Annotated in this window: 13 protein-coding genes, 1 tRNA gene and 1 pseudogene; 4 read left to right on the top strand and 11 right to left on the bottom strand. The window is 60.7% G+C overall.

Annotation, left to right across the window (positions count from 1 at the left end):
* Window positions 1-50: 50 nt before the first annotated feature.
* The 8 genes and pseudogenes from AC1D2R_RS02005 to AC1D2R_RS01970 form a co-directional block, all read right to left on the bottom strand.
* Window positions 51-1,301 (bottom strand): NAD(P)/FAD-dependent oxidoreductase, encoded by a 1,251-nt coding sequence (locus tag AC1D2R_RS02005; RefSeq protein ID WP_477964639.1) that lies wholly within the window; start codon window positions 1,299-1,301, stop codon window positions 51-53.
* Window positions 1,302-1,370: 69 nt separating this feature from the next.
* Window positions 1,371-1,569 (bottom strand): annotated as a pseudogene (locus AC1D2R_RS02000) (hypothetical protein); the annotation flags it as partial.
* A gap of 383 nt (window positions 1,570-1,952) precedes the next feature.
* Window positions 1,953-2,180 carry a hypothetical protein gene (locus AC1D2R_RS01995; protein WP_477964225.1) on the bottom strand — a complete coding sequence of 76 codons (228 nt, stop codon included), beginning with the start codon at window positions 2,178-2,180 and terminating at the stop codon, window positions 1,953-1,955.
* Between the two features lie 351 nt (window positions 2,181-2,531).
* A complete protein-coding gene (locus AC1D2R_RS01990) occupies window positions 2,532-2,909 on the bottom strand; it encodes a surface protein (protein WP_477964223.1) in 378 nt (125 codons plus the stop codon).
* A gap of 128 nt (window positions 2,910-3,037) precedes the next feature.
* Window positions 3,038-3,364, bottom strand: coding sequence for a hypothetical protein (locus AC1D2R_RS01985; RefSeq protein ID WP_477964221.1), 327 nt, complete (start codon window positions 3,362-3,364; stop codon window positions 3,038-3,040).
* A 302-nt stretch (window positions 3,365-3,666) separates the two neighbouring features.
* Window positions 3,667-3,743: transfer RNA gene (locus AC1D2R_RS01980), tRNA-Arg, on the bottom strand.
* A gap of 123 nt (window positions 3,744-3,866) precedes the next feature.
* Window positions 3,867-5,390 carry an ATP-binding protein gene (locus AC1D2R_RS01975; protein ID WP_477964219.1) on the bottom strand — a complete coding sequence of 508 codons (1,524 nt, stop codon included), beginning with the start codon at window positions 5,388-5,390 and terminating at the stop codon, window positions 3,867-3,869.
* Between the two features lie 147 nt (window positions 5,391-5,537).
* Window positions 5,538-7,535 carry a methyl-accepting chemotaxis protein gene (locus tag AC1D2R_RS01970; protein WP_477964217.1) on the bottom strand — a complete coding sequence of 666 codons (1,998 nt, stop codon included), beginning with the start codon at window positions 7,533-7,535 and terminating at the stop codon, window positions 5,538-5,540.
* A 449-nt stretch (window positions 7,536-7,984) separates the two neighbouring features.
* On the opposite strand from AC1D2R_RS01970, the gene rpmH reads away from it, so the two are divergent.
* The 4 genes from rpmH (at window position 7,985) to yihA (ending at window position 11,113) form a co-directional block, all read left to right on the top strand.
* Complete coding sequence (gene rpmH / locus AC1D2R_RS01965; RefSeq protein WP_065689331.1) at window positions 7,985-8,119, top strand: 50S ribosomal protein L34; 135 nt, start codon at window positions 7,985-7,987, stop codon at window positions 8,117-8,119.
* Between the two features lie 19 nt (window positions 8,120-8,138).
* Window positions 8,139-8,540, top strand: a complete 402-nt coding sequence (gene rnpA, locus AC1D2R_RS01960; RefSeq protein ID WP_477964215.1) for a ribonuclease P protein component — start codon at window positions 8,139-8,141, stop codon at window positions 8,538-8,540.
* Window positions 8,540-10,345, top strand: coding sequence for a membrane protein insertase YidC (gene yidC / locus AC1D2R_RS01955; RefSeq protein WP_477964213.1), 1,806 nt, complete (start codon window positions 8,540-8,542; stop codon window positions 10,343-10,345). The genes rnpA and yidC overlap by 1 nt, the downstream gene beginning before the upstream one ends.
* Window positions 10,346-10,456: 111 nt before the next feature.
* Entirely contained in the window at window positions 10,457-11,113 is a 657-nt protein-coding gene (gene yihA, locus AC1D2R_RS01950; protein ID WP_477964211.1) for a ribosome biogenesis GTP-binding protein YihA/YsxC, read from the top strand.
* Window positions 11,114-11,165: 52 nt separating this feature from the next.
* Here yihA and AC1D2R_RS01945 read toward each other — a convergent pair whose 3' ends face one another.
* From AC1D2R_RS01945 to AC1D2R_RS01935, 3 genes are all read right to left on the bottom strand, one after another.
* Complete coding sequence (locus tag AC1D2R_RS01945) at window positions 11,166-11,723, bottom strand: fasciclin domain-containing protein (protein WP_477964209.1); 558 nt, start codon at window positions 11,721-11,723, stop codon at window positions 11,166-11,168.
* A gap of 109 nt (window positions 11,724-11,832) precedes the next feature.
* The gene (locus AC1D2R_RS01940; RefSeq protein WP_477964207.1) at window positions 11,833-12,552 is read right to left on the bottom strand and encodes an anti-sigma factor; all 720 of its coding nucleotides are present in this window, start codon (window positions 12,550-12,552) and stop codon (window positions 11,833-11,835) included.
* Entirely contained in the window at window positions 12,549-13,088 is a 540-nt protein-coding gene (locus AC1D2R_RS01935; protein WP_477964205.1) for a sigma-70 family RNA polymerase sigma factor, read from the bottom strand. The genes AC1D2R_RS01940 and AC1D2R_RS01935 overlap by 4 nt, the downstream gene beginning before the upstream one ends.
* Window positions 13,089-13,131: the final 43 nt, after the last annotated feature.

The following is a 13,131-nucleotide window of genomic DNA, read 5'->3' as shown; positions in this document are numbered from 1 at the left end:
TTTACGCAATTCCGAACGCAAAACCGCTGCGCACTTTTGCTGGAATTGCGCTAGTATCGGTTGATGCGAAAGGGCTTCATATCGACGGCGGGTCTCTTTCCCATGACCATATCGGCGATCAGCTGCGCTGTCGTCGCAGAATAGGTGAGGCCGAGATGTCCGTGGCCGGTCGCATACCAGACGCCTTGCATCTTCGACGACGGCGAGATGATCGGGATCGTATCCGGAAGCGCCGGGCGATGTCCCATCCACTCCGTCGTCTCCTCGACCTGCAAACCCGGTATCGCGCGCTGCGCATGGCGAACAAGTAAGCGCGGACGCCGGAAATCCGGCGCTGCATCAAGGCCGGCGAGCTCGACGTTGCCGCCGACCCTGATCCCGCCGGCAGTGGGTGTAATCATGAAGGCGCGATGCGGCCAGATCACCGCGTAGCGCATGGAAACGCCGGGCTTCATGATCTGCGTGTGGTAGCCACGCTCGGTCTCCATCGGAATGGGCTCACCAAGCTTTTCGGCTAGGACGCGGGTGTGTACGCCGGCCGCGAGAATCACGCGATTGGCGGCAATCCGTTGCCCGCTTTGAAGGAGCACGACCGCAGTGCCATCGCCGCTCCGTTCGATGTTGCGGACGGCACCGGATACAAAGCTCGCTCCATGCGCGCGTGCGCAATCGGCGAGCTTGACAACGAGGTCGTAGGGGTTGCGGATCGACTTGTTGTCGGGCAGCAGCACAGCCTTGGAGATCGACGGCGAAAGCGCCGGTTCCAGCGCGCGAATGTCGCCGCCACTCAACACGTCGAAGTCGAAGCCGTGTCGCCGCATCATGTCGATGTGGCCGCGGTCGCTCGCGAATTCGGCCTCGGTCTCATAGATGGCGAGGCAACCTTCTTCCGTCATCAGCTCCGGAGCGCCGATCGCCGACAGCATTGTGCGAAAATCGGCGAGCGCGTTGCGGGAGAGGCTCATGCCCGCGTCCTCGATCTGACGCAGCCTGGACGGTCTCCCGGCAGCAATAAAGCGCAGGAACCATGGCAGCATCTTGACTGCATAGGAGGGACGCAGCCAGACCGGCCCCTCGGGATCGAGCAACCAGGCCGGAATCTTGCGCCACGTCGTGGGGCCTGAGCCTGCGGCAAAGTCGAGCGCGATACTTGCCATGTTGCCGTAGGAGGTGCCCCGTCCCGGTTCCCCCTTGTCGATCAGGGTCACCTGCAGGCCTCGGCGCTGAAGTTCAAAGGCGATCGCCGCCCCAACCACGCCTGCACCGACCACTGCGACCGTCTGCTTCTTCTCTTCCACCATGTCATAGCCCATCGCGGTTGCGCCAGTCCACCGCCTCGAACTCTGATATATCAGATTGGCGGCTGTTGCCTACCGAAATTTTACCGGGCGGGCAGCCCCTGCCCCGACACAATCGCAGACCGAGCCCGCGTTGTTTTCGACCGACCGGCCGAGACGCGTCAACTGTGCGTCGCAATTCCGCCGGGCGCGGGTCGAAAATCGCAATCGGCCTACTCACAGCGATACTCGCCGCACTGTCAACCGTCTGCGCAGTGCCCATTGCGACTGCGTGACGAAGGACGGGTTGCCTGCGATCGGCTCTGCACGAAATCTCAGACCTGGTACAGGGGCTGATGTGCCTCGACAACGGCGAGACCGGCGTCGGGCGCATCGGCAACCGAGCATTGAGGGGAGAATGAAAAAAGCCCGGTGCGGGAGGAGGTGCACCGGGCTCTTGATCCTGACTGACAACTGGGAGGAGGAGTGTTGCCAGTCCGATGAAGGAGCGCTGGGAGGAGGAGTGCGCTGCCTTCGAAGTCATTAATAGCCAATTGTTTCGATCAGGAATAGGGAAATTACCGCAATGCAGCAATGCGATAAACGCATGGCTCAACTTCGAGATTTTCCGAAAAAGCCTCATTTTGCAGCAATTTTGACCACCCGATCAAGGAATCAGGCAAAATGCGCCCGCACTAAGTCGAGATGCTCAGGATCGGCCATTCCGCGTCGCGATTTGACGAAGCCGCCAATATTGCCGCCGACGAAATAGCGGCCCCTGCCTGCTTGAGGAACAGCACCATCCACGTCAATAACGGGGCAGCGCGGCGGGCGGAAATCGCTCGGCGGTGCAAAACTGTTATTGCAGAAGGGCTCGCGCTGATAGCTGCGCGAAACGGCCAACGGCGCTCCGAAGGCCCCCGGAGGATACCAAAAACCATCGCCATAGCAGCGATAGACCGCACGCTGCGCGCGCGATCCCGCGGTAGTCGTTGAGGAAACCGACCCTTAGGGATGCAATCTCGACGATGGCATCGCGAAAACAGCGATCACAGCTGCTGCATCCGTCTGCGCAAAGGGGGCATCATCGTGACCATCGCCATCCATTTCGAAGGCGATCTGTTGTCACGCATTTTAAATGGGTCGCAAAAACGATATGCCCACGGGATTGCGGCAGCATCACCGACAGTTGAAGGCGCCGGTGCAAGAAAGGCGACCAAAAAAGCCGCCTTTCTTCTCGAATGGCGACCGCGATCAGAAGCCATTGTCGCACGGCATGCTACCATCGCCGTTGGTGCCGCCGAACGTGCTTTGGCAGTAGCTCTGCCTATGCATCGGCACGGCCGCTGCCGGGCGCGCGCCGATCGAGCCGGTGGTCCCGGTATCGACCCCAAAGGCTGCGAGCGGGTACCAATAGCCGTCAGAGTGACGACGCATTCCAGGGCGTTCGGTCCGAGAACCCTGATACCCATGCCAATAAGCGGGATGAGGCTTGTACTGCACCAATTCAATGTTCGCGGGGGTCGAAAGCGGGACGGACTGCACGGGCGCAGCCTGCGCTGGGACGATGCACGATAGAGCTGCCAGAGCACCAGCTGGCAAGGCGGTCGAAGCAAAACGGAGCATTTGCATGATAAACCCTCCTTCCGGACTTACAGAAGGAAAATGCTGTTTCAGCTTGCAAAGTTCCACGATCACACGCGACCTCCAACACTCGTGATCAGAGGCGATTGCGCGTGATGATGCTCGGCTGCAAGGTCCTACTGGTCGTAGATGGCGCGGTAGCCTTGGCTGGACATGCAGGTCAGGTATTGGCGGTGGGCCGCCGCTCTGGCCTGCGCCTCCTCGTTGGCAGCGTCAACTGGATAGCGGGCCATCTGCGCGCGCAACTCGTACTGTTTGATCGCTTCGCGGTACATGAAATTCCCGTCTCTCGTGCAGATATTGTGGGCGAAACCCGGCGCATTTAGCGGCGGATCGGTCAGTGCAACGGGGACGAGGATTGGCGCGTTGGCATGATCGACGCAGCCGGCAAGCGCGGCGAGCCCCGCGCCAAGTGCAAGCGCCCGAACCATCTTACTCAGCATGCATTCCCTCCGGCCTTGCGCCACGACGTTGCCTGCCCAGCGGACAGCGAGGCGCCACCATCACCGCGCAACATTGCGCCAGGCTAGTGCAGACGCAGCAGGCCAATCGAACCGGTAGACTGGAGCGCTTAGTGCACAACGGGAGGGATGCAAACCGTGGTGCCGGCGGCACCGGCCGACCCCGACCTAACCCCGGTCACCAATAAATGCTGACACGACGCTCATGCTGGCTTTGCATGACGACGTCGTCAACCAGCTTTCAGCCCAGAGGTCGCATCAACCAAAAAGTTTTCAAGAAAAAATGGCGCACCCGAAGAGATTCGAACTCCTGACCCCCAGATTCGTAGTCTGGTGCTCTATCCAGCTGAGCTACGGGTGCGTAACCGGAAACGGCTGTACCGCTTGGTTGGCGGTTCTCTAAAGGGTCCTTTGGGGGAATGCAATAGGGTTTCTGAAAAAATCGCGAGATTGATGCCGGAGCCGCCGGGATGCGGAAATTACATCACTTTTCAAGGTGGGTGCGGCTGCGGTAGTCCTCCAGCGAAACCGGACGATCCGGAATTTCGATGCGAAACTGTGTTCCGACAGTGGGCTTTTCCACAAGCGCGATCGTTCCGCCGTGGGCAAGAACGAGCTCACGCGCAATCGCCAGCCCAAGCCCCGTGCCGCCCGAACGTGCCGAGCCGCGGAAAGCGGCAAAGAGGTTCTGCCTCGCCTTTTCAGGCATGCCGGGGCCGGTATCGTCGACCGTTATACTGACGACACTGCCCACCCGCTGGGCGGATATGGTGATGCGCCTGGCGACTTCGGGATCGCCTGGCCCTGTCGCCGCCGTCAAAGCCTGCACCGCGTTGCGGCAGAGGTTGTGGATGACGCGGAAGAGCTGTTCGTTGTCGGCATCGACCTCGATTTCAGGCCCGATCTGCTCGACGAATTCGACACCGCTTTGCACGTCGATCGCCAGCATGTCCTTAACATCCTCGACCAGGACGGAAAGTTGCAGCCTGCGCCGACGCGGCGCCGATTCGCTGGCCTGGCCGTAGGACAGCACCTCGGTTGTATAGCCCACGGCGCGGTCTATGGTCCGCAGCAGCTTGGGCGCCAAGCGCTTGACCAAGGGGTCGTCGACATCTGCGAGCCGGTCCGACATCAACTGCGCCGAGGCAAGAATGTTTCGCATGTCGTGATTGATCTTGGAGACGGCAAGACCAAGGGCGGCAAGATTTTTCTGCTGCTTCAGCGTTTTCTGCAGTTCCGTCTGCATGGCGGTCAGATGCCTGCCGGCAACGGCGAGCTCGTCGCGCCCGCCGTCACCGACGAAAACGTGACCCGGGTTTTCCGGGTCGGCGGAAAATTGCTGCATGCTGCCCGTCAGCTTGCGGATCGGGCGGATCAAAATGCGGTTGATCGCAAAGAAAACGAGCGTGGCGGTGAAAAGCGAAATCAGGATCGACAGCAGAAACACATTGCGCGAATAGACGAGCATCGCATTGCGCAGATACTTGTCCTTCATCACCACTTCGACGCCGGTGTTGGTATCCTGCACGGGACCGTAAACACGGATCATCCGGTTGCCACCGAAAATCAGCGTATCCAGGGCGTCGCGGATTGCGGTCAGCGCCGGCACATCCGTTAAGTCGTATTGCTCGTCGACGGAGGTCGGCATATCCGCGGTTGCCAGCAACCGCGAGGTGCCGTCCTTGCGCAGTACGATGGCCTTGGTCCCGGTCGCCTCGAGCGTTTCCTTCTGCAGAGCGCGCGGCAATTCGACCGGCTGCAGACCATCGATGACGATCGCGGCGGCGGCGGCGGCGTTCAATCTCTCGTCCAGCCAGCGAAGGCGCATGCTGGCGACCGACGGAAAGAATATCAGCACTTCAGCAAGCATGATGCAAACGACCGTCAGCCAGAGAAGCTTGCCGGAAAGCCCGCTGAATTTGCCTGAGCCGCTGCGTGTGGGTGCGCCGGCCTCCGAGGTCGACATGGGGTTTTCAGGAAGATTGTCGGCTTGATCTCGGGCTCGCATCGTCTCTTGTCCGCTCGGCGCCAGGCGCCATGCCAAGTCTCTATACTAGCCCATAAGAGTGCGCTTTCAAATCTCCGCGAGCAGAGGCACGTCGCCGCAACGGAAAACGCCGCCCGGAGGCGGCGTTTCCGTGTCGGATCGGAGGGATCAGAACTCTTCCCAGCTTTGGTCGGCAACGGCGGCGTTGCCGTTGAAGGCGCGCGCGACGGTGCCCATGGCGCGGCGGGCCGGAGAGGCGACGGCGCGATGTTCCTGATGGCGAGCGACGGCGACAGGCGCTACCGGCGCGTTCGACACCTTGAAGCGTGAGATAAGGCGCACGAGGCCATCGGCTTCGCCAGAGAGCTTGTGCGTCGCGGCGGAGGTTTCTTCCACCATTGCGGCGTTCTGCTGAGTCACCTGGTCCATCTGGTTGACGGCGGTGTTGACTTCCTTGAGGCCAGTCGCCTGTTCCTTGGCGGCTGTTGCGATCGAATGGATGTGGTCGTTGATCGCGTTGACGCGCCGTTCGATCTGCGACAGCGCTTCGCCGGTGGCCTGGACCAGCTTGACGCCGACCTGCACTTCGTCGCCGGATTTGGTGATCAGGCCCTTGATATCCTTGGCGGCGGTTGCGGAACGCTGTGCGAGCTCCCGGACTTCCTGTGCAACGACTGCAAAGCCCTTGCCGGCTTCGCCTGCGCGTGCTGCCTCGACACCTGCATTCAGCGCCAGCAGGTTGGTCTGGAACGCGATCTCGTCGATCACATTGATGATCTGGCTGATCTCGCGGGAAGCCTGCTCGATGCGGCCCATGGCGTCGACGGCATTGCGGACGACGACACCCGACTTGCCGGCATCGTCCTTGGCTTCGGAGACCATGACGCTGGCTTCCTGGGCCCGTTCCGTCGAGTTGTTGACGACGGCAGTGATCTCGTCGAGCGCCGCAGAGGTCTCCTCGAGAGCGGCTGCTTGCTGTTCGGTGCGCTTGGAGAGATCGTCACTGGCCGAACGCAGCTCGTTGGTGTTGCCGTGGAACCCTTCGGCCGTTTCGCGAACCTCTCGCATGGTCGTCTGGAGCGTCGCGAACGTGCTGTTGACGTTGTGCTGCAGCTCGGCGAAGGCGCCCTGGAAATTGCCCCGCATCGTCTGGGTCAGATCGCCTTCCGACAGACTTGCGATAACGCGGCGGGTTTCGCCGACGCCACCGTCGACGCTCGACAGCAGATGATTGATGTTGCCCGCAAACTGGTTGAGGTTCTCGTCGCCGTAGTCCTTGTCGATGCGGCGGCTAAAATCGCCGGCGGCAGCGGCGGCAACGACCACCGACATGCTTGATTGCAGATCGTCGCTCTTGGCGCGCATGGCGGCTTCCTGCGCATTCATGCGGCGCACGGCCAGACCATTTTCCTTGAAGACGGCGACGGCTGCGGCCATCTCGCCGATTTCATCCTGACGGCCGGCAAAGGGCACCTCGGCATTGAAGTTGCCATCAGCGACTTCCTTGATCGCGTCGGTGACCTTTTTGATCGGGCGGCTGAGCTGGATGGTGCCGATGTAGAAGCCCATACCGACCCCAACGGCGATACCGACGCCGGTGATCCCGAGGACCAGCCAGAGAATCGAAGCACGCGAGCTCTCGACCTGCACGTTGACGGCGTCGAGGGTAGCCTTGTCCGTTGCGACGACCGCATCGATCTCGGCCTGGAAGGCCTTTCGGTTTGCACGGTTGGCGTCGTTGTTGCCTTGATCGTTGGCGGCCTGAGGGCTGACCTCGGTACCGAGACGCGCAGTCTCTGCGCGGAAGGCGCGGAATTCCTTGGCGCGATCACCCAACTTGGTAAAGGCGTCTTTCTGTTCTGCCGGAACCAGCGGCGCCCAAGATGCGATAACGTTGTCGATCTGGTCGAGATCCGTCAGCAGACCCTTGGCGAACGCCCCCGCTTCCTTCGTCGATGGCGCACCATAGATACCGCGGGCCTCCATGACGGTCGCCGTCACGAAGCGGTTGAGGCGCTCGCCGGCATAGGCGCGCTCTGCCGCATCCTCGTAGGCAGAGAGGTTCTGGTCGTACTGATGCACCGCCCACAATGCCGTCCCACCGATAAGCAGCGCGACGCCGCACATGGCCGAGACGAGTAGATTGATCTTACCGCGAATTTTCAAAGGATGACCCCCTGGAACTGATGACGCGCCGGGAAAGCTATCCGGCTGATAGCTAAATTTGACCTAAATAAATTAACGTGAGATTTCCGATGTTTGGTCGCGACACTACAAAAAATTACCCGTACTTAGTCATCAGCACGCCGTTTTTTTCGTTCAGTGGACGGCCGAGGCCAAATAATGCGCGTATCGGTTGAAACTGGAGAATAAATTCGCGCACTCTGACGACTTGCCCGCAGTCACAAACCTTAACGGGGTCGGCGGGGTTTTTGCCGTGCAAATATGGCAAATCCGGAAATTTCTGGCCATAATTGACTTTCGCGACCTTCATCCGTATAAGCCGCCGCACGTCCGGTCATACTAGGCATTTCATAGCCTCGATCGTTCGAAAAACAACGCTCCTTGCTTTATGCAAATTCAAGAAGGGCCGCACTCCGCGGTGTTTAAAATAAATGAAGCGTACCTACCAACCATCTAAGCTTGTTCGCAAGCGCCGTCACGGTTTCCGTGCACGTATGGCTACCAAGGGCGGCCGCAAGGTCATCGTTGCTCGCCGCGGCCGCGGCCGCAAGCGTCTTTCGGCTTAAGCCGGAATTGCCCGATAAGATGGCGGGCGAATTGACGACGAAAGACCCCAAAAACACTGCCGGGCGGCTGAAAAACCGCCCGCAGTTTCTTGCTGTTCGCAATGGCGAAAAACGCAGAGGCGGCTTCTTCCTGCTCGAGGTTCTCGACCGGAAAGAACCCGAGACCGAAGCCCGAGTCGGCTTCACCGTCACCAAGAAACACGGCAACTCGGTCGAAAGAAACCGCATGAGGCGGCGCCTTAAAGAGGCGGTGCGACTTCATGCAGGGTTTGCAATGCAGCCCGGACACGACTATGTGGTTGTCGCGCGAAGGGACGTGCTCAAAGCAACCTTCACAGAATTAGCCGCAGAGCTCAAAGCTCGCGTCGAGACAAAGCCGAAACACAAGCGGTCCGGAGACGGCCGCCCCAGGAACGTATGATGCAAAACAACCGCAACTACTTCATTGCGATCGCTCTCTCCGTGCTGATCGTTCTCGGGTGGCAATTCCTGTATATGAACCCGCGCATCGAAGCTCAGCGCAAGGCCGAGCTTGCCCAAAAGGCGCAGCAGCACTCCGAGCAGACGCAGACGCAGACGCAGACACCAGCAGCCGGCGGCGCGACGACCGCGCAGACGAACGGCACAGCTCCGACCGGCCAGGCTCCGGCCACCACCTCGCTTGCCGATGCGCTTGCCAAGAACCCGCGTGTAGCGATCGACACGCCGGCGCTTTCCGGCTCCATCAACCTCGCCGGCGCTCGCCTCGACGACCTGAAGCTCAAGGGCTACCACGAGACCGTTGACGACTCGAGCCCGATCATTACCCTCTTCAGCCCGTCTGAAACCAAGGATGGCTACTTTGCCGAGCTCGGCTACGTCGGCGACGATGCCACCGGCAGCGTTCCAGGCCCATCCACCGTGTGGACGGCGCCGCAAGACGCGAAGCTGACCGAGAAGGCTCCGGTCACGCTGACCTACACCAACGACAAGGGCATCACCTTCGCCCGCACGATCTCCGTCGACGAGCACTATATGTTCACCGTCACGGACAAGGTCACCAACGCCGGCCAAGCCCCGGCGGCGCTTTCCTCCTATGGCCGCGTAACACGCTACAACAAGCCGGCGGTCGCTTCGACATACGTGCTGCACGAAGGCTTCATCGGCGTCATCGGCGACAGCCTCATCGAGAGCAAGTACGCAGCCGTCGAAAAGGAAGCTGTCGCGCCGGCAACGGCAACAGGCGGCTGGCTCGGGATCACCGACAAGTACTGGGCAGCAACGATCATTCCGCCGCAGCAGACGGCCTATGACGCGCGCTTCAGCCACTTCACCGACGGTCAGCCGCGCTTCCAGGCCGATTACAAGCAGAATGCGGTCACCGTTTCGCCGGGCCAGTCGGTCGAGCTCAAGAACCTCGTCTTTGCCGGTGCCAAGGAAGTTCCCGTCATCGACGGCTATGAGAAGACTTATTCGATCCCGAAGTTCGACCGCCTGATCGACTGGGGCTGGTTCTACTTCCTGACGAAGCCGATGTTCCGGCTGATGGACTTCTTCTTTCGCTACTTCGGCAACTTCGGCGTCGCGATCCTGATGACGACCATCGTCGTCAAGGCGCTTTTCTTCCCGCTCGCCAGCAAGCAGTACGCTTCCATGGCGAACATGAAGCGCGTGCAGCCGAAGATGGAAGAGCTCAAGGCCAAGTTCGGCGACGACCGCATGGCCCTGCAGCAGGCGACGATGCAGCTTTACAAGGAAGAGAAGATCAATCCGATTGCCGGTTGCTGGCCGATCGCGCTTCAGATCCCGATTTTCTTCTCGCTGTATAAGGTGATCTACATCACCATCGAGATGCGTCATGCGCCGTTCTTCGGCTGGATCCAGGACCTTTCGGCGCCCGATCCGACCTCGTTCATCAACCTCTTCGGCCTGCTGCCGTTTGCGGCTCCGACCTTCCTGCATCTTGGCGTCTGGCCGCTGATCATGGGTGTAACGATGTTCGTGCAGATGCGCATGAACCCGACGCCGCCGGATCCGACACAGGCGATGATCTTCAACTGGATGCCGCTGGTCTTTACCTTCATGCTGGCAAGCTTCCCGGCCGGCCTCGTCATCTACTGGGCTTGGAACAACACGCTCTCGGTGATCCAGCAGGGCGTGATCATGCGCCGGCATGGCGTGAAGATCGAGCTCTTCGACAATCTGAAGGGCCTGTTCCGGCGAAAGCCGTCGCCAACGGAAAAGTAACGAAAGCCCCGCTTCGGCGGGGCTTTCTCTTTTCTGCCCACCGGTTGACAAAATCACCCGAAACCTGAATGCCATAGGTTCATTGGATTTGGACGCGCTGGAAAAGGCCGAATGACCGATAACAACGACAAGCCGCTCTTCGGGCGTCCGTGGATATTCATCCGCGGCGTGCCTTCCCTGAAATTCCTGCCGCCGGAGGGACCGATGGAGGTTGCGTTCGCCGGCCGCTCGAATGTCGGCAAGTCGTCGCTGATCAACGCGCTCGTCGGCCACAAGGGGCTGGCGCGCACGTCCAACACGCCTGGGCGCACGCAGGAGCTCAACTACTTCGTGCCCGAGGGATATTCCGGCGAAGGCGGCGATCTTCCGCCGATGGCGCTGGTCGACATGCCGGGCTACGGCTATGCGCAGGCGCCGAAGGAGCATGTGGACGCGTGGACGAAGCTTGTGTTCGATTACCTGCGCGGCCGTGCAACGCTAAAGCGCGTCTACGTACTAATCGACAGCCGCCACGGGATCAAGAAGAACGACGACGAGGTCCTGGACCTGCTCGACAAGGCCGCCGTCTCCTATCAGGTCGTGCTGACCAAGACCGACAAGATCAAGCCGCCGGCGGTGACGAAGCTGCTCGCCGACACGGCCGAAAAGGTCAAGAAGCGCCCGGCCGCCTATCCGGGCATCATCGCCACCTCATCCGAAAAGAGCGAGGGCCTGGATGATTTGCGCGAAGCGATAGCGCAGACCGTCGGCATCGCCAACTGGAAGTGAAAGAGGCGCCCCGGGATGGAAGAGGGCGCCTCTAAAGGCTGCCTGTACTCGATTACATCTTTGGCAGCAGAACCTTATCAACGACGTGGATGACGCCGTTCGACTGCTTCACGTCGGCAATCGTCACATGCGCCACGCCGCCGCTCTCGTCGGTGAGCGCGATCTTGCCCATGCTTTCCTTGGCCTTGAGCACGCAGCCGCCGACCGTCTTGATGTCGTGTTCGCCACCGTCATCCTTGATCATCTTGGCGACCGTCTTGGACATGGCGTCCGCGGCAACGACGTGGCAGGTCAGGATCTTGGTGAGCTTGACCTTGTTCTCGGGCTTCAGCAGCGTATCGACCGTGCCGGCGGGGAGTGCCGCGAAGGCTTCGTTGGTCGGTGCGAAGACGGTGAACGGGCCCTTGCCCTCAAGCGTCGAGGCGAGACCGGCTGCCTTGACGGCCGCAACCAGCGTCGTGTGATCCTTCGAGTTCACCGCATTCTCGACGATGTTCTTCGTCGGATACATTGCGGCCCCACCAACCATGGGGTTCTTGGCCTGCGCAGCGATAGCGAGTGCGGACACGGCAGTTGCAAGCGCGATGGTGCGCAGTGCGGACTTGATCATGATTGTTCTCCTCTTGCGTCCGTTGGCAGATCGTTGGCCGAATGCCTAAGCCCTGCCCGGACATGAGGATCTACGAGGCGGCGGCAAAAAGAGTTTCAGAGAAAAAAATCTACCGCCTGTGCGCACTGCCGCTGGCGACGATCGGCCCGGTGGCCTGCCCCGTCGGCGAGCCGCCGAAGGGCTCGAGGCTGACGGCAAATGTGGTTCCATCGCCGATGCCGCTGCGCATGTCGGCCGGAACGACAAGCTCGCCGGTCTGCCCCGGCGGGAAGATGCCAAGCGACTTCGGCGCGCCCGTTGCCGGCACCATCCAGAGTTCGAGGGATTTCTCCTCAGGCTTGCCGGCAGCAACCGGGATGATCTTCATACGGCCGCTTTGGGCCTCGTAGGATGCGAGCAGGTTGACCTGGCTGCCCGGTGCAGACATCTCGGCTACGAGCGGCGCACCTGGCTTCGGAGGAGAGACCGCCGCAAAGGCGAGCACGAGTGCGGCGGCGGTCAGCAGAAGGGATGCGGCTGTGAGCGACCGCCAGAAGAGCACCGAATTCCAAAGACCGTGGTTAGGCACTGAGGCTCTATCGGGTGAGCCGAACAGGCGTGCCTCGACCTGCTTGAAGGTTTCCTGACTTGGAGTGACGACATCATAGTCGTCGTTGAAGGTAGACAGATTGGCTTCCCACCGGCTGACGATGGCGGCGAACGGACGGTCGCGGCGCATGCGCTCTTCCACCACCTGCCGGTCCTTGAAGGAGAGAACGCCGAGCACATATTCGCCTGCGAGCACTTCGTCGCGGGAACGGCCGCCTTTGCTTTGATCCGACGATGTCATCGTTCCATGCACTCTCTCAGCTTTAGGAGGCTGCGCCGCAGCCATGTGCGCATCGTATTCAAAGGTACGCCGAACTGAGCGGCCAGCTCCAGATAGCTCAGTCCTTCGACATAGGCCCTTCGCACTGCCACCGCCCGATCAGCTTCCAACTCTTCCATGCAGGTGTCAATCCGCCTTCCTTCATCCCGGATCATTGTCCGCTCCTCTGGATTGAGTTCGCCGTCGGCAAGGTCGTACGCGCTATCCAGTTCGTCAGCGACGGGTTTGCGGCTGCGCAGCGCATCAATCGCCTGGTTGCGCGCAATTGCTGCCAGCCAGGACGACGGCGCGCCCGTGGTGGCCGCAAAAGCCGAGGCGCGCTGCCAGATCTTGATATAGACTTCCTGCAGTGCCTCCTCTGCCTCTGTGCGGTCGTTCAAAATACGCAGGCAGATCGAAAAAAGTTTCGGCCCGGTGTCGCGATAGAGTGCTGCGAAGGCTTTGCGGTCGCCAATGGCAACGCGGCCGATCAGTCCTGCGATTTTCTCGCTCGTCATGCCGTGCCTCTTCCCTGTGCTGTCGCCTGAGTAAGGGCGGTGC

This window comes from Rhizobium sp. P1_C7, from assembly GCF_056406295.1.
The sequence above is the reverse complement of the archived record's forward strand: the minus strand, read 5'-3'. Positions and strand labels throughout refer to the sequence as shown.